Genomic DNA, 19,879 nt, shown 5'->3' on the forward strand with positions numbered 1-19,879 from the left:
GAGTATTCGAACCCAAGGGTTCTATTAGTGGAAGCAAAGCTTCCGATTTGAATGTCTTCATTGCAGAAGACGATTCTCCATAGAAAGGAGGTGATCCAGCCGCACCTTCCGATACGGCTACCTTGTTACGACTTCACCCCAATCATCTACCCCACCTTCGGCGGCTGGCTCCCTTGCGGGTTACCCCACCGACTTCGGGTGTTGTAAACTCTCGTGGTGTGACGGGCGGTGTGTACAAGACCCGGGAACGTATTCACCGCGGCATGCTGATCCGCGATTACTAGCAATTCCGACTTCATGCAGGCGAGTTGCAGCCTGCAATCCGAACTGAGACCGGCTTTGCTGGGATTGGCTCCACCTCGCGGCTTCGCTTCCCGTTGTACCGGCCATTGTAGTACGTGTGTAGCCCAGGTCATAAGGGGCATGATGATTTGACGTCATCCCCACCTTCCTCCGGTTTGTCACCGGCAGTCACTCTAGAGTGCCCAGCTTCACCTGCTGGCAACTAAAGTCAAGGGTTGCGCTCGTTGCGGGACTTAACCCAACATCTCACGACACGAGCTGACGACAACCATGCACCACCTGTCTCAACTTTCCCCGAAGGGCACCTGATGCATCTCTGCTTCGTTAGTTGGATGTCAAGACCTGGTAAGGTTCTTCGCGTTGCTTCGAATTAAACCACATACTCCACTGCTTGTGCGGGTCCCCGTCAATTCCTTTGAGTTTCAGTCTTGCGACCGTACTCCCCAGGCGGAGTGCTTACTGTGTTAACTTCGGCACCAAGGGTATCGAAACCCCTAACACCTAGCACTCATCGTTTACGGCGTGGACTACCAGGGTATCTAATCCTGTTTGCTCCCCACGCTTTCGCGCCTCAGCGTCAGTTACAGCCCAGAAAGTCGCCTTCGCCACTGGTGTTCCTCCACATATCTACGCATTTCACCGCTACACGTGGAATTCCACTTTCCTCTTCTGTACTCAAGTCACCCAGTTTCCAGTGCGACCTCAGGTTGAGCCCAAGGTTTAAACACCAGACTTAAATAACCGCCTGCGCGCGCTTTACGCCCAATAATTCCGGACAACGCTTGCCCCCTACGTATTACCGCGGCTGCTGGCACGTAGTTAGCCGGGGCTTTCTTCTCAGGTACCGTCACTCCGGTAGCAGTTACTCTACCGGACGTTCTTCCCTGGCAACAGAGCTTTACGATCCGAAAACCTTCATCACTCACGCGGCATTGCTCCGTCAGGCTTGCGCCCATTGCGGAAGATTCCCTACTGCTGCCTCCCGTAGGAGTCTGGGCCGTGTCTCAGTCCCAGTGTGGCCGTTCACCCTCTCAGGTCGGCTACGCATCGTCGCCTTGGTGGGCCGTTACCCCACCAACTAGCTAATGCGCCGCAGGCCCATCCCCAAGCAGCAGATTGCTCCGCCTTTCATTCTTCTCTCAGGAGAAAAAAGAAATTATCCGGTATTAGCTACCGTTTCCGGTAGTTATCCCAGGCTTGAGGGCAGGTTGCCTACGTGTTACTCACCCGTCCGCCGCTAAGTTTGAAAGGAAGCAAGCTTCCTTTCAAACTCCGCTCGACTTGCATGTATTAGGCATGCCGCCAGCGTTCGTCCTGAGCCAGGATCAAACTCTCCAATTAGGTTTTTCCGAGCGGCTGCTTCACCCGAATCACTTCGAGGAAATAACCATCCGAAAACTATCGAAAAGAGCGATTGCTCATTTTGAAACTGACGATTCATTGAATGAATCTTGTAAAAATTAAAGCGTTCCATTTGTTCAGTTTTCAAAGAACTTGCTCCCGGCATTTCAACGTTATGTCTCTTGCACAGGAATTAGATCATATCATTTTATTACGTTTGTTGTCAACTTATTTTTCTTCCGCCGCTCAATTCAGCGTCGATGTCTCATAAGCACAAGAGATAATATATCACGCGCTCCAAGCGTTTGCAAGTCTTTTTTTATAATAGGATTAAGCACTGCTTTTTTTGAGTTAATAGTGAATAGTTCACCGCAGCCCTGCACAAATTGATTCCCATAATACTTCATTTGTCGCTACAATAGAATTTATCTTCGTATCCTATAGATAACTTATTTATTAACTGTTCCTGAAAGGAGTTCAAATGTCCAACAAGACCCTGCCTCAAGCTCCACCCGGCCCTCTGGGGGAATCACGAAATCTGCAGCAGGCTACCATCTACCGTATTTTGCTTGCTGTCAGCTTTGTTCATTTATTCAATGATTCCATTCAGGCACTGATTCCGGCGATGTTCCCTGTACTAAAGGATAACCTGGTACTCTCCTATGCCCAGATCGGCTGGATAGCGTTCGCGCTGAATCTCACCTCTTCGGTGATTCAGCCTATTATCGGCTTCGCCGCTGACCGGAAGCCGCGTCCGATCCTGCTCCCGCTGGGGATGTGCTGTACCTTTGCCGGGGTGTTCCTGCTCGCTTTTGCAGGTAATTATGTATTAGTGATTGTATCCGTAATGCTTGTGGGCTTCGGATCAGCTGCGTTCCATCCGGAAGGGATGCGTGTGGCTCATATGGCTGCCGGTCAGCGCAAGGGGCTGTCGCAATCCATATTTCAGGTGGGCGGCAACGCCGGCCAGGCCTTGGGTCCTCTATTAATGAAGTGGGTATTCATTCCCTTCGGTCAGATGGGTGCTCTCGGCTTCACCGTTATCGCCGCTGCCGGAGTCGCCATCCAGGCCTATGTGGCCCGCTGGTACCGAGAGATGCTGGATGCCGGATACACCTTCCGCAAAAAGTCAGCGTCACGCTCTATCGACCCTGCCCGCAGCAAACGTATTCTGATTACAACGGTTATTCTGGTCTTCATCGTATTCGTGCGATCCTGGTACGGCGCCTCCATCGGCGGGTATTATGCCTTCTATCTAATGGACAAATACGGGATGACGCTGGATAAGGCTCAGATCTATATCTTCATCTATCTCGCTGCCGGCGCTGTCGGCACCTTCTTCGGGGGCCCGCTGGCAGACCGCTTCGGCCGCCGTAATCTTATTCTGGTGTCGATGATCGGGACGGTGCCTTTTGCGCTGGCCCTGCCTTTTGTGAACCAGTTCTGGGCGGCCGTGCTGCTGATCATCTCCGGGTTCATTCTATTATCCAGCTTCTCCGTCACTGTGATCTACGCGCAGATGCTGTATCCAGGCAATATCGGTACGGTCTCGGGTCTGATTACCGGCCTTGCCTTCGGGCTTGGCGGAATTGGCTCTGTCGTAATTGGGCATCTGATCGACACGATCGGAATAGCCACGGTGTTCGTGGCCTGCGGCTTCCTGCCGCTGCTCGGTCTGCTGGCCCTGCTGCTGCCCGGCGACAAGAAGCTGGAGGAATGGGCAGCGGAATAATCCGCTGAATCTGGATAACGGCAGAGAATTATTCAAGGGACACTTTTTGCGGTACAATTAGTTGAAACTTGAATTAATCACTCTAAGGTGGAGGCACCAGAGGAGGCTAAGCGCTTGAAAAACTTACTTACACCCCTTCGCAAAGGATACGGAAAGAAGCTCGTCTCGATTCACTTGTGGAATGCCTGGCTGGTCTTAATCCTTGCCGTTAGTGGTCTAATGCTGGTAGGCGGCTTCTGGAGAGAGCTGCTGGGTGAGGGCAGAGTGTGGCTGAAATGGGGCCATATCGTGTTCGGTCTGGCGCTGTTGATCCCTGTGGTCTATTATCTGCTCCTGGCGGCGAAGCACTGGAAGCGGCTCAAGGGTAAACCTGCGCAAAAAGCCAACGTCCTCTTCGTGCTGACGCTTTTGATCGGCTGGCTGATCTCAGGGGTTGTGCTCTGGCAGTTCAGGCTTGCCGGGCCGAGAGCAGCGAATACTGCGTTATTCATTCATGATCTGCTGACCTGGGTCGGCCTGCCAGTCATCATCTATCACTCCATTACACGGGTGAAGTGGCTGAAGGAGCCCAAGAAGCGCACGATTGTGGCAGAAGCTGTACCTGTTGAAGAGGCCTCTTCTCCCGCAGGACGGGCTCGGCGCACGGCTCCTTCTGAAGCCCAGCCTATGTATTCACGCCGCGGGTTCATTAAGGTTGCGGTAGGCGCAGGGCTTGCTGTCACGCTCGGTCCCACTTTTGTCCGCTGGATCGGTAAATCCCTGCAGTTTCCCGGCACAGCTGACTATGCGGCAAGCAATGCCAATGCATTGGTTCCCGATCCTATTCCGCTGGCGGAATCGGCACCTCCTATCGGCGGGGGAGCCGAGGGCAGCTTTCGCGTATATACGGTCACGGCCATTCCCGCGTTCGACAACTCCAACTGGTCTTTTACCATTGATGGCCTGGTGGATAAGAAGCTGAGCTGGAACTGGGAAGAGTTCGTCAAGCTGCAGCGCGAGGTGCAGGTCAGTGATTTTCACTGCGTAACAGGCTGGTCTGTGTACAAAAATACATGGGAGGGCCTCCCCCTCTCGAAGCTGCTCGATATGGCCGGTGTGCAGCCTGGGGCCGTCATGGTCAAGTTCTACTCGGGAGACGGTGTCTATACGGACTCACTCACTCTGGATCAGGCGAGGATGGACGATATCATGGTGGCCGTGATGCACGATGGCAAACCTATCCCCAATCAGCTCGGCGGGCCGGTTCGCCTCGTTACTCCGCAAATGTATGCCTACAAATCAGTCAAATGGCTGAACCGGATTGAGTTAATCAATGAAGATTATATCGGGTACTGGGAACAGCGGGGATACGATAAAGATGCCTGGCTGCCGGGTGCGAAGCGGGTGTAATGTAGCTTCTGTCCTCTATTTCAGAAAAAACCTCCTTTCCCAATCCGGGATTTGGAGGTTTTTTGTTCTTGCTTAATGGATCACAGGCTTTTGAAGGAAGCGTCGTACAGGCGGAACATGGTTTTGTAGCCGGACTCGTCAATCTTGATTCCGACATCCAGACGCCCCGATATTTCCAGCGGACCAGAGGTGTAGCGGAGCTTACTGCCTTCAGGAACAAACACGATCATAATCTTGTTCCAGTAGGTCTCATCCCCATTATCGAACGGACACTCTGCACCCGGTTCGGGAATAAGCAGAAACCAGTTTTTCTCAAAAGAAAGGACCTCACCCATGAAGCCCTTAATGGTAACCTGCTGTCCGCTAAGATCCCAGAAGTGCTCTGAGGGCCGGGTCTGATCGTCTCCGTCAAAAAAACCGTTCCAGTCTATGGCCTTATTCCCTGTGGAGGCAGCACTCACGGTAGCCGCTGCCGCTGCCGCTGCCGCAGACGGTGACGGTGACGGTGATGGGGATACGCTCAATGCCGGAGCAGATCCAGCCTTGACGGGTTCTGCTTCAGCGCTGCTCCCCCCGGTACCCTTAGACGCTGCCGCTGGGCGGGGGCTTTGTACAGAAGAAGAGGCGGCCGGACTCGGCGTAATGGTTACATTCTTTCCGGAGGGCTTCCGGGTAGCCGTTCCAACAGGTGCAGCAGTAGGCGATGGAGACGGCTTGAACGTAACCGTCACCTTGGTCCCGGTATCCGTACCTTTGGATGGAGCAGCGGATGCAGCAACTCCGCCCTCGGCAACTGGAGCAGGGGCCTGCGGGGAAGGGGATGCGGACGACTCAGCCTCCGCCGTGACTTCCTCAGTGCTCTGCGGAGCTTCCACCACCGCCGCAAAGGACTCCCCGTTCCCATTAGCAGCAGTATTCTGGCCACATGCCTGAAGCAGCAGCATACCTGTCACAGCTCCCGACAGCAGAAGCATTCTTCCTTGTAGTCGTATCAATTGAACGTACCTCCTATGATTTGAACAAGGCGAGCGGATGCATCCGGTACATCCGGAAGGCCGGTCCAAGCGAGGACAGCAGACCTATAGCCAACGCCCCAAGCACAATAAACCAATGCTCCGGTGTCCAATGGTAAGGCTCGATTTGAATGCCCGCCTGCGAGAACAGCATGTCCTTGAGCAGATAGGCTCCGAGATGACCGGTCACAAGCCCCGCGATGAGTCCGGTTGCTGTTACCAGCAGGCCTTCTGTGGTTAGGGAGAGCCATACGTAGGCCCGTGATTTTCCGAGAAGACGCAGTATTCCGACATCCTTGGTACGCTCTGAGGCTGCTGCAACGAGAGATAATAGAATCGCAATACCTGCGAGCAGCACACATATGGCCGTCAGCATCCCCAGCAGCCGGGAGCCCTGATCCACTGCATTCAACACCTCGGACACGGCCTTGCTGGTATACGCCGCCTGGACACCATTGCTGCCATCGAACGCCTGCTTCAAATCATGGGCCCCCAGCAGACTGGCCGGCTTAACCAGCACCGCCGTAATCTCCCGTTCCTCAGGAGACAGCCCGTGTACAGCCCAGGCATAGTCAACTGTCGTAAAGACCGCCCGGTCATCTGGAGTATGGAGTTCTGGAAGAATACCCGCTACTCTGTATCGAAAATCCTCATGAGCATGCCCGGCTTGCTCTCCCGTCCCCTCATCTTCGGCTGCCGCATGTCCTCCTGCTTCTTCGGCCTCATGATCCCCTTCATGCTCAGCCGCTGCGGATTCGTGGTCTTCTCCCTGTACAAGTCCATGCGCCCCCGCAAAGGTATCGCCTACCTTCAGTCCAAGCGACCGGGCCACGTATGAGCCTACAATCGTATCACCAGTATCGGCATACATCTTGCCTTCCTGCAGTCTGCTGCCACCGTAACGGGTGAAGAAATACCCGGAATCTATCCCGACAATCGGATAGCCCTTGTAGTTGTCGCCCGTAGTCATCGCAAAGGCAGCTTCCACAGACGGGTCCCGCCGTGCCTCATCCAATACAGCAAGCGGGATATTCCCGGTTGGCGCGCCGATATGATAAAAGGTATTGAGTACCAGCTGTGTCTCACTGCCCGCTGCGCCTATGACAAGATCAAAGGGGCCATAGCCTTTCTTGGCTCCCTGCTCTACACTCTGCCGGGACAGGACAAGTAACACAATAAAGGCAACTGTAATCGCCACAGCACACACGGTAAGCAGAGACAGGAACCGCCGGTGCAGCACATTGCGGAGGGTGAGCCGGAACAGGCTCATAGTGAAATCCCCTCCCTGTCTATCCCGCTGAACGAAGACCGCTGCCGGGCTAATACCTCCCGGCGTACTTCATTGATATCGTGAATGTTCAAGCGGCGCGGAAACCGTTCAGCCATATTGAGGTCATGGGTTACCACGATTAAGGTGTGTCCATGGGCCTTGCTAAGCTCCAGGAGCAGAGAGGATATCTCATCGGCCGTCTCCCAGTCCAAGCTGCCTGTCGGTTCATCTGCCAGCAGAAGCGGCGGGTGATTGATCATGGCCCTTACAATAGCAACGCGCTGCTGCTGCCCGCGTGAGAGCTGGGAAGGCAGATGCCTTCCGCGGCCCCCCAGGCCCACCTGCTCCAGCCAGCCGTCCACTATGCGCCGTCTCTCCTTTTGCGGAAGCCGGGCCGTCATGGCAATCTCGACATTCTGCCGCGCGGTCAGCGAAGGAATCAGATGGAAGTCTTGAAGCACATAGCCTATAGCAGAAGCACGAAAGGCATCGCGCTTCGCCTCAGTTAACTCGTGAAGCGGCTGCCCATCTACGGTAATTCTGCCGCTGTCTGCACTCATAATGCCGCTGATCAGATGCAAAAGCGTGCTTTTACCGGACCCGCTGGGTCCGGTAATGGCTACACGCTCTCCTTTTTCAACATTCCACCGGGGGATATCGAGGATCGGCACAGCTCTGCCGTCCACTTTGAATTGTTTGGTCAAATTCTGAATCTGAAGCAATAGGAGCCACTCCTATCTGAGCACAATGCGTTCGGACAGCGCATCCCAGGTTAAGGTCGTGCCCTTCAACTGGTTGAACGCACTAAGCGGAAGGTAGAGTACGTTGTTATCCACATCCACCGTGTATGCGGCCGCTTTGCTGTTCAGCTTCGCTGTTTTCCCGGTCAGATCGACCTCGATGGTATTCTTTCCAATAGTAAGCTTGGCAGCAGAAGTGCTCCCTGTATAGGTTCCTCCAAGCGCCTTTACCAGAGCCTGAGCCGGATAGAGCACTTCATTGTCGCGGCTGATTTTGAATTTCGGATAAACATATTTCGACTGCAGCTCTGCTGAACGCTTGTTCAGATCCAGTCCCAGTATTCCCGCTCCCATAGTTGCGATCTGCGTATTGTCGATCTGTCCCTTCACTTTGTCAGCAATCGGGCCATACGCCCACACCCCAACATCCACCGCAGAGTGGCCGTGACCCGACCAGCCGACCAGCAGGCGCTTGGAAATCACTGCATTATAAGCGCCTTCCCGTTTGTACGAAGAACCGTCACCGTTCATAATCTGGGTAACTTCCTCATCCGTCAGATCTGTAATCCAGGTGTTTGCCGTTACGATTTTGCGGATCTCTTCCGGTGTCTGCGCTGCTTCAAGATCGGCTGCCAGACTCTCAGAGGAGTGCTTTTGCTTGTTCCACAGATCGATGTTGATCTCATAGATATTGTCACGCGAGAGTGAGAGGCCGCCTGTCTCATGGTCAGCAGTAACCACCACGGAGGTGTTGCCGTTTTTCTTCGCAAAATCAACCGCTGTCTTGAAGGCTGCGTCAAAGTCGAGCGCTTCCTGCACCAGGGTCGGCAGATCGTTGGCATGACCGGCATGGTCGATACGCCCGCCTTCAATCATCATGACGAAGCCGTCTTTATCGGCGGACAGAATATTCAGTGCTTTGGAGGTCATCGCCGAGAGGCTTGGAATTTCCGGAGTGCGGTCTGGCGTATAAGCCACATGGGAGTTGCCGAACAAGCCTAACACCTTGGTATTCTTGGAAGTGAGTGTATTTAAGGCTGTGGTATTCTCAACGACCGTATAGCCTTTGGCTTTGAAGTCAGGCAGCAGGTTCTTATCCGTACGTTTGCCCTTCTCATCCTTAGTCAGGAAGAACTGCTTCCCGCCGCCCATCAGCACATCCACGCCGCTCTCCAGGTACTGTGAGGCAATCGCCGATTCATTGTCACGGTTACGGACATGGGAAGCGTACACGGCAGGTGTGGCATGGGTGATACGGGCAGTGGTCACAAGGCCGGTGGCCTTGCCTGCGCTCTCCGCAGCTTCGATTATAGAAGCAAAGGGTCTTGAGACATCCTCATTAGAGACGCTGATGCCCGCATTGTAGGTTTTATGGCCCGTAGCAAATGCAGTACCGGCTGAGGCGGAGTCTGTGACGATCCCGGATACGATTTTACCGCTGTCCTCTCCCCGGTCTGCATATGTAGTAGCTTGTCCCACGTAGTATGGATCGAGGTTCAGGTGCTTGACACCCTTGGTATATTGCTGAAAATATCTTGCCGCAGACACTTGGGCCGGGCCCATGCCGTCGCCGATCAGAACGATAAGATTCTTAGACTGGGCCTTGGCAGCGCCCCCGGAATTAGCCGGGCTCTTGGCCGCACCTGCAAGGGTTGCTCCTGATACTACGGCTGCCGCCAATCCTCCAAAAATCATGCCCCTCATTAACTTGTTCATCATATACCCCTTCCTCATTGTGACGGTTCTAATCCCAAGCTTACCTTGGAAAGATTAACTAATTGTCAAAATAAGTATGGAGTTGTATTAAATTATCAAGTGTGCATGTGAAAGCGGAAGGGTAGCCGTCTGCAAAACAAAATCAGCCTACCAGGTAACAAATGCTGGTGACTTCCCCTGTACATCCGGCCCGTTCACCCACGCTTGCCGCAATGTAATCTGTTTTTCGATTTCCTATACATCAAAAAAAGCCCTGCGCCCCTCCGCCCATAAGCAAAGGAAACACAGGACCTATATATTCTCTTACATCTCTAGCAGCCGGATCAGCTCGTCTTCATCCTCAATGACTTGAATGCCGAGCTGCTGGGCTTTGGCCAGCTTGCTGCCTGCCTTCTCCCCGGCGATGACCAGATCCGTCTTCTTGGAGACGCTGCCGGATACCTTCGCCCCCAGAGCCTCCAGACGTTCGGCGGCTTCCTCGCGGGTCATTTTTTGCAGGGAACCGGTGAGGACGACTGTTTTGCCGCTGAAATAGGTATTGGTATTAACTACACGCGGAGCTTCAGGAGCCTTGGCCTCTACCCCCAGCGCCCGCATACGGTCGATACTAACCACTACGAACGGATCGGCAAAATAATTCACGATGCTCTCCGCCACAATTCCCCCGATATCCGGCAGTCCGGCCAACTCCTCCGCGGTAGCAGACATGACAGCTTCCAGACTGCGGTAATGGTCGGCCAGCATTCTTGTCGTGGCTTTGCCGGTATTAGGAATACCGAGTGCATAGAGGAAGGATGCCAGATCTCTGCCTTTGCTGTCTTCGAGTGCCTTCAGCAGATTCGCCGCCTTCTTCTCTCCGAACCGCTCCAGCTTCACCAGCTGGTCGAAGGTTAGCTCATACAGATCCGCAGGCTCCCGTACACTAAGCTCCTCATGCAGCTGAGCCGCTGTCTTCTCACTGAACGTCTCGATATCCATGGCATCTCTGGAGGCAAAATGGGTAATCCGGCTGACAATCTGCGGCTTGCAGTCAAGCTTGTTGTTGCAGAACAGATGAGCGCCGCGCATCTCCAGCGGGAACCCGCAGGCCGGACACTCTTCGGGGAAGATAATCTCCCCGCCGTCACTCTCTTCTGTCACCTTGCCCAGAATCTCGGGGATGACATCATTGGAGCGGCGGATGAACACCCGTGTGCCGAGGGCAAACTTCAGATTCTTGCGCTCAATATCGCCCACGTTGTTAAGGGTGCAGTTCTGCACCGTAACCCCGGCTAGTTCTACAGCCTCCACCCGCGCGAGTGGAGTTACTTTGCCGGTGCGTCCGACATTCCAGCTTACAGATTCCAGAATGGTTGTGGTCTCTTCCGCCTCGAATTTATAAGCAACGGCCCATCGCGGGAACTTATCCGTATAACCCAGCGCTTCACGAATACGGAAATCAGTAACCTTAATGACCGCTCCGTCAATCAGATAATCCAGACCGGAACGGCTCTCTTCAATCTCTGCCAGTTGCTCGGTTACATCATCGAAATTGCTGAAGTAGTTGAGGTAAGGGTTAACCTTGAACCGGTTGCTGCGCAGGAAATCCATCATCTCCTGATGATCGGCGAACTGTACGCCTTCTGCATACCCCACATTATAAAAGAAAGCATTCAGCCTGCGGTCGGCAGTCATCTTCGGATTCAGGTTGCGCAGCGCGCCCGCCGCACCGTTGCGTGCATTCTTTAGCGGCTCTGCTGCGCGGGTATTATAATCCGCCAGTACCGACAGGTTCATAATCCCCTCGCCCTGCACTTCAATAACGCCTTCCTTGAACGGAATATTCAGCGGAACGGACTTGATCGTCTTCACCTGAGCCAGAATCCCCTCACCTGTCACCCCGTTGCCACGGGTAGCTGCTTGTACAAGCGCCCCATCACGATAGGTCAGGTTCAGCGTCAGGCCGTCGAACTTCAGCTCTACAGCATAACACGGCTCCGGCAGCGGATTCTCCGGGTTCTTGGTATTATAATCATTCACCAGCTTCAGCACACGGGTGTTCCAGGTACGGAGCTGTTCAATATTCTGCGCCTTGTCCAGACTCCACAGCGGTGCCAGATGGCGATGCGGTGTGAAGCCCTTCAGGAGCTCCCCGCCTACCCGCTGGGTCGGGGAATGCGGCAATACAATTCCGCTCTCCGCTTCCAGCGCCACCAGTTTGTCGTAGAGCACATCGTATTCCTTGTCACTGATCTGTGGAGCATCCAGCGTATAGTAGTGATAATTGTATTGATTCAGCTCGGCTACAAGCTCTTCCATCGTGAACATCATATCCATCCGGCATATCCCTCCGTCAAATAGGTTTCCTACGGTTAGCGTGATCCAAAAGCACTGCCGTTAATCGCAAGCTTGATTTATTCAACTTTGGTGATCGGCGCAAAGCCGGCCAGCAGCCGCTTAACGCCTACCGGCGCCGGGAAGGCAATCTGCAGCTCCGTATCGTTGCCGCTGCCCTTCACGGATACAATGGTGCCGGTGCCCCATTTGCCGTGGGCGACCTTGTCGCCCGCCTTGAAGCCTCCGGCCTCCGCAGCCGCCCCGGCCCCGCCCGTCGTGCGCTGCGCGCCTCCGGTCGTCACCACCACACGGCCCGCGCCTGGCACCGCGCTTGCCGAGCTGCCGCTGCCGAAGCTGGCGGACCCGCCGCCTCCCGGCGCGTTCCCGGCAGCAGCGGTGCGGCTGCCGAAGTTCCCCCGGCTGCCTCCGCTTCCGCCGAAGCCCCGGCCGCCATAGGCACCGCCTGCCTCCGCGCCTCCGCGCCGGAAGCGGTCCGATTCACGGACGGTATCTTCCTTCAGCTCCTCCGGAATCTCCTCCAGGAAGCGGGACGGCGCATTCGCGTTCGTCCGCCCGAACAACGTGCGCATCCGTGCGCAGCTGAGGAACAGCTGCTTCTCCGCACGGGTAATGCCCACATACGCCAGCCGGCGTTCTTCTTCCAGTTCATCATTGTCCTGGAAGGCACGGCTGTGCGGGAACACCCCTTCCTCCATCCCGATGATGAAGACGGTCGGGAACTCCAGCCCCTTCGCGCTGTGCATCGTCATCAGCACCACCGCATCACTGCGTTCTTCTTCATCATTCACGCTGTCGATATCCGCAACCAGCGCCAGATCGGTCAGGAAGGAGACCAGCGACTTGTCTTCATTGTTCTTCTCGAATTCCATCGTAACGGACAGGAACTCGTCAATGTTCTCCAGGCGTGAACGGGACTCCAGCGTATTCTCATTCTGCAATTCAAGGCGGTACTGCGACAGCTCGAGAATCTTCTCAGTCAGCTCTGTCACCGAGAGGAATTCCACCATCCGGTGCAGGGCTTCGATCATATCGTAGAATTCCACCAGCGTGTTGCGGGTGCGTCCGGCGAACCCGAGATCATCCACCGTCTGCAGCGCCCGGAAAATCGAGACGCCCTGGCCAGCAGCCGCTGCCGCAAGCTTCCCAACAGTTGTATCCCCCAGCCCGCGCTTCGGAACATTGATAATCCGCGTCAGGCTGATATCATCATCAGGATTGGACAGCAGGCGGAGATACGCCAGCAGATCCTTGATTTCTTTACGGTCGTAGAACTTGATCCCCCCGACGATCTGGTAGGGAATATCTGATTTGATCAGAATTTCTTCTATTACACGGGACTGGGCGTTCGTACGGTACAGAATCGCATGGTTCTGGTAAGCCTGTCCCTGCTTCACATTCTTGCTGATCTCCCCGGTGACGAAATATCCTTCGTCATGCTCAGTGTCACCTCGGAACACCTTAATCTTCGCGCCTTCATCGGAGTCGGTCCACAGCTTCTTCGGCTTGCGGCCCGTATTGAGGGCAATTACGCCGTTGGCGGCATTCAGAATGTTCGAGGTGGAACGATAATTCTGCTCCAGCAGAATCGTCTGGGCTTCGGGGTAATCCTCTTCGAAGTTCAGAATGTTCGAGATATCCGCCCCGCGCCAGCGGTAGATCGACTGGTCACTGTCCCCGACCACGCAGATCCGGTGATGGCCTTCAGCCAGCATCCTGCAGAGCATGTACTGCGCACGGTTCGTATCCTGGTACTCATCAACATGAATATACTTGAACTTCTTCTGATAGAAATCCAGTACATCCGGCTTCTCCTTGAACAGCTCGATCGTCTTCATAATCAGATCATCGAAATCCAGAGAGTTATTGCTTCTCAGCCGGTGCTGGTATTTGGAATACACCTTAGCCACCAGGCCTTCAAAATAATCGCCAACCTTCTGCTCATACTGCGCCGGTGTAATCAGCTCATTCTTGTTCGTGCTGATGACGGCCTGGATGGCCTTCGGCTCGAACTTCTTGGTGTCGATGTCGAGATCCTTCATACAATTGCGGATGACGGACAGCTGGTCTGTCGAATCCAGAATGGAGAAATTCGAGGTGAAACCGATCTGATCGATATCCTTCCGCAGAATCCGCACACACATGGAGTGAAAAGTGGATACCCAAATATCCCGGCCCTCCGGCCCTACCAGCTTGGAGACACGATCCTGCATCTCCCGGGCGGCCTTATTGGTAAACGTAATCGCCAGAATCGCCCAAGGCGGTGCCTTGCGGTTCGCAATCAGCCAGGCTATCCTGTGGGTCAGCACCCGGGTCTTGCCGCTGCCCGCGCCAGCCATGATTAGCAGGGGTCCTTCAGTTGCTTCTACAGCCTGACGCTGCGGGGGATTCAGACGGCTTACGGCGTCCTGTATGTTAACAAGTTGCATGTGTTACATGCTCCTTTCTGAATATAAGCTACGCTCATGATCTATCAATTCTCCCAGTCCATCTGCGGGGTATCCCGCACAGCCTGGACCGTCAACAGCGCTTGTTCCACATTACTATAAATAATATTGCCGACCACTACTGTATCACATAGCGCGGCTACATGCATGGCTTCCTCTGGACCTGTAATTCCGCCTCCGTAGAAAAGCTGGCTGTGCTCAACCACTTCCCTGACCTCGCGCACAATCTCCAGATCTCCATAACGTCCGCTATATTCAAGGTAGACCACCGGGAGGTTCATCAGCTTGTCTGCAATCTGCGCATAGGCTCCCGCACCAGCCGCATCGAGCGAGCAGTCCGCACCGGTCAGGCGCGCTACCGAGGAATCGCTGTTCAGCACAATATAGCCCTCTGTCAGCAGCAATTCCCATGGGATCAGACTGCCGAAGCGTTCAATCGCCCGGCGGTGATGGCCGAGAATCCATGAAGTATCGTCAGTGTTGAGCACCATGGGAATCATATACAGATCAAAACCGGGCACAGCGGCCTCCAGATCCGAGATCTCCAGCGCGCAAGGCAGGTCATACTGCCGGATTCTCGCAAGCAGACTCACCGTATTCTCATAAGTCACGCCGGTAGAGCCGCCTACGATAATCGCATCGGTTCCCGACTGGCACACAGCGGCCAGCTCCTTGTCACCAAGCACACGGTCCGGGTCCAGCTTGAATACATGCCGCCATGGCCTGATCATTTGCCGCATCTCGTTCATCTTTGTCCATCCTCATTGTTCATCTAAGTGAATATACACACTCCTGCGCACGCACAATCCGTATCTCTAGTCTAAGTCAGTACGAAGGGGAGTGTCAATTTAAAAGAGAACAAAATGCGAACATTTTTTCGCATATTTGCCTTAGCCTTCTCCTCGATCAGCGGAGACCCTTGATCCGGTTCAAATCATTTTCCGGGACAAAATCAGTGTAGAACCCGTATACGCCCAGCCGGGACAGCTTCACAATTTCCTGCTCATCGTTCACGGTATGCACGTAGACTCTGGCGCCCGCTTTTTTCAAGTTACGCACGAAGCTCTTGGTAGCCCTTGTTGTCGGCATCGTGATGTCCACGCCGGTCTGCTTGACGAATTCAATGACCACCTCGTCGCTGTCCTCAGTCTGGTATAGGGTATAGATGATTTCCGGAAAAGCGTACACCTGCTTCACAACCTCCAGCATCTCCCGGCTGTAAATCTGCGGAACAATCCGCTCCAGCAGCGCAGGGTCCTTCTTCCGGGCGGCTTCTACAATGAGCTGAAATTGCTTCGTTACCTGTTCCGGTTCCAGCTCCTTCGTATCCGTTACAATATAGGTATCCGGGTAGTTCTCCATCAGATTGACGATTTTCTCAATATCCAGCGGAGAGTAGAGCTCCAGCACCGGGCTGTTCATCACTTCATCGTGAGTCAGCACCTCTCCCTGCTTGTCAGGAGGAAGAACCTCCTGTTGACCCAGCTTTTTACTCATACCTGTAGTCCATTCATGACGGGCCACGAGCTGTTCATCACTGGTCAGCAGCAGGTCCGCCTCAAAGATCCGGGTCCCCTGCTCATAGTTCGCAATAAAAGCGTCCTTGGTATTGGTATACGCCTTGTCATTGATTCCGCCCATGGCATGGGCAATGACTCTGTGGGCCGCGAAGCCTGTAGCTGGCTGTTTTTCTTTTCCTCCAAGCATCAATACAAGCAAAAGTGTAACAGCCCCGATCATAGTAATAGAAGCAATAAGCTTTGTTCTCTTCATGATGGCAGTCTCCTTTGCAAGTAGTAGAGAGTCGGCTGAAAAAAGCAAAAACGGCTGTGTCATCCTCAAGGGGCAGCAACCGTTTTTTAGCGGAGAATAGAATATAGATAAGACCGTGTATTAATAAGCGTTCTTAAACCCATTACGAATAGTCTTGGCAATAATCCGGATATCGAACAGCAGAGACCAATTCTCGATATAGAAAATATCATGCTTGATCCGGTCCTCAATCGAGGTATCCCCGCGCAGACCGTTACTCTGAGCCCAGCCGGTAATCCCCGGCCGCACATGATGCTTAACCATATACTTCGGAATCTCGCCGCGGAATTGCTCTACAAAATAAGGGCGCTCCGGCCGCGGACCAACCACACTCATCTGCCCGAACAGCACGTTGAAGAATTGCGGCAGCTCATCCAGACTCGTTCGGCGGATAAACGTACCAAAGCGGGTCCGGCGCGGATCTTCCTTCGTGCTCCAGCCTGTGTCCACCTCACCGTCCGTCTGCATTTTCATGGAACGGAACTTGTACATCATGAAATTACGGCGGTTCAGCCCCACCCGCTCCTGCTTGAAAATCACCGGGCCGGGTGAGGTCAGACGCACTCCGAGCGCAACAATCAGCATCACCGGAGACAGCATGAGAATGGCGAACAAGGCGAACACAATATCAAACGCACGCTTTGCCATTTTGTTCCCGGCCATATCCAGCGGAATATCGCGCACATTAATCATCGGCATCCCGGCAAAGTTATCGAAATACGGACGGGCCGGCAGGTAATCGAAGAAGTCGGGGATAATCAGCGTCCGCATCCCGGCTTTCTCACAAGTTGCAATAATAGCCGGGTATTTCGAGTGGGCATCCAGCGGCAGCGCCAGAATCACCTCATCGACAGGGAGCATCTCCAGCATAGCCTCCAGCTGATCCACAGTGCCCAGAATCGGCTTATACCGCTGCTCCTCAATGCCATCCCATTGATGGAAGTCATCCAGGAACCCGATGGCCTCATAGCCCAGCTCCGGATACTGCTCCAGGTTGTTATAGAATCTTTTACCCAATGTGCCTGCTCCAAGAATCAGGACGAACTGGCGGTTGAAGCCTTTTTCACGCAGCGACTTCAGCATCTTCTTCAGCACATAACGGTACAGCATAATGGATAGAATATTGAAGCCCATGTAGATCGCCAGGTATTGCCGGGAGATATCAATTTCTCTCAAGAAGAACATTAGACCAAGCAGAATAAAAATACCCATAACATGTACCTGAAAAATCTTGATGAATTCATCAATGAACCGCTTCTTCCGCTTAGGCAAGTATAGAGACACTACAATACCGATCAGTATGGCTATGGCCCCATAGATAATACTCCAGTACCCATAGGATTCTATAGGCAGCGTCCGGTAGGATTCCAGCAAGCCGCTCTTGAACTTCAGCCACCAGGCCGCAAGGAAGGACAACTGGATCACGATAAAGTCGGCTACCATATATAGTTGGGTCAAAAACTTTTGATTCCGGCGAATCATAATCTCACCTCAGCCTTCGATTCATTGCGGATACCAGCTTCCCCGGGAACATTCAGACTCTGTGCGGGTGTAGGTACCTTACGCGGGGCAATCAATGCGTTGCGCAGCAGCGACAGAGTGAACTTAACGCCGACGCCCGCATAGACCGCTCCATTTATCATACTGTTGTAGCGGCTGCTATAATGCTTCTTATGAAATAAAATCATGGCCCGGTGAAACTCATACACAATCTTGAATGGTCTGCGGCGCGCGCTGCCACCCTTCAGATGTACGATGGACGTCTGCGGATAATAATAAATCCCCCAGCCCGCTTCCTTGATCCGGTAACACCAATCCAGATCCTCTCCATACATGAAAAAGGTTTCATCCAGCCCGCCCACCTGCTCAATCGTCTCCCGGCGCAGCAGCATGAACGCTCCAACCAGACAATCTACCGGATATTCGTCATCCGGGTCCAGATAGCCGAGCTGATAGCCGTTGAACTTCGGACGGTCCGGGAACAGCTTACTGAAGCCAAAGGCATAATAGAACGACGCAGAAGGGGTCGGGAACCCTCTCCGGCAGGCCTTATCGAGCGACCCGTCCGGCAGAATCACCTTACACCCGGACGCGCCAAGATCAAGGCGGCTGTCCATGAACGCAAGCATCGTCTCCAGTGTATCCTTGCGGATCACGGTATCTGAATTGAGCAGCAGCACATAACGCCCGGAGGCAACCTCCATCCCCTGGTTATTCCCCTTGGCAAAGCCAACATTCTCCGAATTAGCAATTAACAGCACCTCCGGGAACTCCTTGCTTATCATCTCCACCGAGTTATCCTGGGAGTTATTATCTACTAGAATAATTTCATAGGAATACCTTGTCTCCGAATCATACACCGACCTCAGACAATCCATCGTCAGGCGGCATGTGTTGTAATTTAGAATCAATATACTAACATCTACATTCACTGCTATACTCTCCTGACAAATATAGTAATCTATCGACAATTATTATAACACAAAAACCCCGCTGATAGGCAGCGCCTGTTCAGGGAGGTTTTTACAAGCGTGGGTATAATGAGGACGAATGATGTTAGCTGGCATAGATACCGAGATAATAAGCGTCTTTTAAAATATCTGCGGGACTCCTCTAAGTTCTTCATTTTCTTCCCCACTTGCCCTATTGTGCTTGACGTTTAGCCTTCTCCTGGATATAGCGGCGCTTGCGCTTCAGGGCAGCTCTCTGTGCGAAGAAGGAGGTCCAGGCTCCTAACAGCTTAGGCTCTTTCAATAGCGAGTAGCCATGTGCGGCGATCTCGTAAGGAAGAGAATTTAGCAGAGTGAGCAGCAGTGTGCGGGAGGGCTCGTTCTTGTATATCATTTTATACCGATTAATATAAGAGATCCGCTTGATGAACATCGCTTTACCACTCCGGCCGGACGTCTTCCACCCCCGCTCATGGTAGCCTAGCGCTTCCGCATCATAGTAGGCCTTCCAGCCGAACAATTCCGCACGCCAAGCCACATCTACATCTTCCTTATACGCAAAAAAATCCGCGTCGAAAAACTCCCCCTCCACGCTGATATCCTCAATCATCCGCCGCGAGTACATCGCCGCTGCACCGGAGACACCCAATACTTCGCCAGACTCATTCCACTGGTCAGCAGGCTCTCCCGCTCCACGGTCAAACGCCCTCCGCGCCTTATTCATCCGCAGTCCGGTACTGTCCACCAGCGAATGATCCGCCTTCAGCAGCAGCTTGCCTGTGGCACTCCCGATCCGGGAATCGGCTTCCATTCTGGCGATCAGCTTGGATATATAGTCCGGGGCCAGCGTAAGATCCGGGTTCAACACCAGCACATAATCGGTCGTAGTGCCGGCAATCGCCTGGTTGTGCGCAGGGGCGAAGCCGGTGTTAAGTTCATTTTCTAGGAGGACTAGGGTTGGGCTCGGGATACAGTTGATAGCATCCCCTGAGCTGGTTGCTGCTGTAATTGTTGCTGCATCCACAGAATGTGCTGGCTTTGCGGTGTGCAGCGCTGCATCCTTATTACGCTCATGGTAGAACGCCCGCACCTTCTCCGCCGAACCATCCGTGGACGCATTATCCACCACTACAATCTTTTTGACCGGGTAATCCTGGCTGAGCACAGCCGACAAACATTCCGCTATATCATCTGCGCTGTTATAAGTAACAATATGCACACTGACCGTTTTAAGTTTCATGGGGTACCTCGAATTCCATATATTCATTAACCGAACGTCACCTCCTTTAACATTTGGAATTTCACCACTGAAAACAGCGCTAAGATGGGCAT

Annotated in this window: 13 protein-coding genes and 1 rRNA gene; 2 read left to right on the top strand and 12 right to left on the bottom strand. The window is 53.6% G+C overall.

All coding sequences use genetic code 11. From position 1 onward, the window contains the following. Positions 1–83: 83 nt before the first annotated feature. Positions 84–1,644 (bottom strand): 16S ribosomal RNA (locus tag NST69_RS28120). A 481-nt stretch (positions 1,645–2,125) separates the two neighbouring features. Here NST69_RS28120 and NST69_RS28125 point away from each other — a divergent pair. Together NST69_RS28125 and NST69_RS28130 are read left to right on the top strand one after the other, a co-directional pair. Beyond that, complete coding sequence (locus NST69_RS28125; RefSeq protein WP_036721068.1) at positions 2,126–3,376, top strand: MFS transporter; 1,251 nt, start codon at positions 2,126–2,128, stop codon at positions 3,374–3,376. Between the two features lie 114 nt (positions 3,377–3,490). Further along, a complete protein-coding gene (locus NST69_RS28130) occupies positions 3,491–4,765 on the top strand; it encodes a molybdopterin-dependent oxidoreductase (RefSeq protein WP_340957831.1) in 1,275 nt (424 codons plus the stop codon). Positions 4,766–4,845: 80 nt separating this feature from the next. Here NST69_RS28130 and NST69_RS28135 read toward each other — a convergent pair whose 3' ends face one another. From NST69_RS28135 to NST69_RS28185, 11 genes are all read right to left on the bottom strand, one after another. Further along, on the bottom strand, positions 4,846–5,760 hold the full coding sequence (locus NST69_RS28135; protein ID WP_340957830.1) for a hypothetical protein: 915 nt from the start codon (positions 5,758–5,760) through the stop codon (positions 4,846–4,848). Between the two features lie 13 nt (positions 5,761–5,773). Beyond that, positions 5,774–7,048 carry an FtsX-like permease family protein gene (locus NST69_RS28140; RefSeq protein WP_340957829.1) on the bottom strand — a complete coding sequence of 425 codons (1,275 nt, stop codon included), beginning with the start codon at positions 7,046–7,048 and terminating at the stop codon, positions 5,774–5,776. Further along, positions 7,045–7,770: an ABC transporter ATP-binding protein gene (locus tag NST69_RS28145; protein WP_340957827.1), complete on the bottom strand. Its 726-nt coding sequence runs from the start codon at positions 7,768–7,770 to the stop codon at positions 7,045–7,047. The genes NST69_RS28140 and NST69_RS28145 overlap by 4 nt, the downstream gene beginning before the upstream one ends. Before the next feature lie 12 nt (positions 7,771–7,782). Continuing rightward, entirely contained in the window at positions 7,783–9,522 is a 1,740-nt protein-coding gene (locus NST69_RS28150) for an alkaline phosphatase (RefSeq protein ID WP_340957826.1), read from the bottom strand. A 285-nt stretch (positions 9,523–9,807) separates the two neighbouring features. Beyond that, complete coding sequence (gene ligA, locus NST69_RS28155; protein WP_076083548.1) at positions 9,808–11,820, bottom strand: NAD-dependent DNA ligase LigA; 2,013 nt, start codon at positions 11,818–11,820, stop codon at positions 9,808–9,810. Between the two features lie 77 nt (positions 11,821–11,897). After that, positions 11,898–14,267, bottom strand: a complete 2,370-nt coding sequence (gene pcrA / locus NST69_RS28160) for a DNA helicase PcrA (protein ID WP_340957825.1) — start codon at positions 14,265–14,267, stop codon at positions 11,898–11,900. Between the two features lie 44 nt (positions 14,268–14,311). Further along, positions 14,312–15,025: a heptaprenylglyceryl phosphate synthase gene (locus NST69_RS28165; protein ID WP_342550229.1), complete on the bottom strand. Its 714-nt coding sequence runs from the start codon at positions 15,023–15,025 to the stop codon at positions 14,312–14,314. 166 nt (positions 15,026–15,191) lie between these two features. Next, entirely contained in the window at positions 15,192–16,058 is an 867-nt protein-coding gene (locus tag NST69_RS28170) for a phosphatidylinositol-specific phospholipase C/glycerophosphodiester phosphodiesterase family protein (protein WP_342547696.1), read from the bottom strand. 120 nt (positions 16,059–16,178) lie between these two features. Then, positions 16,179–17,579, bottom strand: a complete 1,401-nt coding sequence (locus NST69_RS28175) for an undecaprenyl-phosphate glucose phosphotransferase (protein WP_340957823.1) — start codon at positions 17,577–17,579, stop codon at positions 16,179–16,181. After that, complete coding sequence (locus NST69_RS28180; RefSeq protein ID WP_340957821.1) at positions 17,576–18,529, bottom strand: glycosyltransferase family 2 protein; 954 nt, start codon at positions 18,527–18,529, stop codon at positions 17,576–17,578. The genes NST69_RS28175 and NST69_RS28180 overlap by 4 nt, the downstream gene beginning before the upstream one ends. 211 nt (positions 18,530–18,740) lie before the next feature. Then, a complete protein-coding gene (locus tag NST69_RS28185) occupies positions 18,741–19,787 on the bottom strand; it encodes a glycosyltransferase family 2 protein (protein WP_342547697.1) in 1,047 nt (348 codons plus the stop codon). Positions 19,788–19,879 lie beyond the last annotated feature (92 nt).

It is taken from the genome of Paenibacillus sp. FSL P2-0089 (assembly GCF_038595095.1).
Classification (GTDB): Bacteria; Bacillota; Bacilli; order Paenibacillales; family Paenibacillaceae; genus Paenibacillus_AQ; species Paenibacillus_AQ silagei.

What these genes read in the sequence shown, in the direction of transcription:
- NST69_RS28125 (WP_036721068.1), top strand. Translation starts at nt 2,126, where the DNA reads ATGTCCAACAAGACCCTGCCTCAAGCTCCACCCGGCCCTCTGGGGGAA.
- NST69_RS28140 (WP_340957829.1), bottom strand. Translation starts at nt 7,048, where the DNA reads ATGAGCCTGTTCCGGCTCACCCTCCGCAATGTGCTGCACCGGCGGTTC.
- NST69_RS28150 (WP_340957826.1), bottom strand. Translation starts at nt 9,522, where the DNA reads ATGAGGAAGGGGTATATGATGAACAAGTTAATGAGGGGCATGATTTTT.
- ligA (WP_076083548.1), bottom strand. Translation starts at nt 11,820, where the DNA reads ATGGATATGATGTTCACGATGGAAGAGCTTGTAGCCGAGCTGAATCAA.
- pcrA (WP_340957825.1), bottom strand. Translation starts at nt 14,267, where the DNA reads ATGCAACTTGTTAACATACAGGACGCCGTAAGCCGTCTGAATCCCCCG.
- NST69_RS28165 (WP_342550229.1), bottom strand. Translation starts at nt 15,025, where the DNA reads ATGCGGCAAATGATCAGGCCATGGCGGCATGTATTCAAGCTGGACCCG.
- NST69_RS28170 (WP_342547696.1), bottom strand. Translation starts at nt 16,058, where the DNA reads ATGAAGAGAACAAAGCTTATTGCTTCTATTACTATGATCGGGGCTGTT.
- NST69_RS28175 (WP_340957823.1), bottom strand. Translation starts at nt 17,579, where the DNA reads ATGATTCGCCGGAATCAAAAGTTTTTGACCCAACTATATATGGTAGCC.
- NST69_RS28185 (WP_342547697.1), bottom strand. Translation starts at nt 19,787, where the DNA reads ATGAAACTTAAAACGGTCAGTGTGCATATTGTTACTTATAACAGCGCA.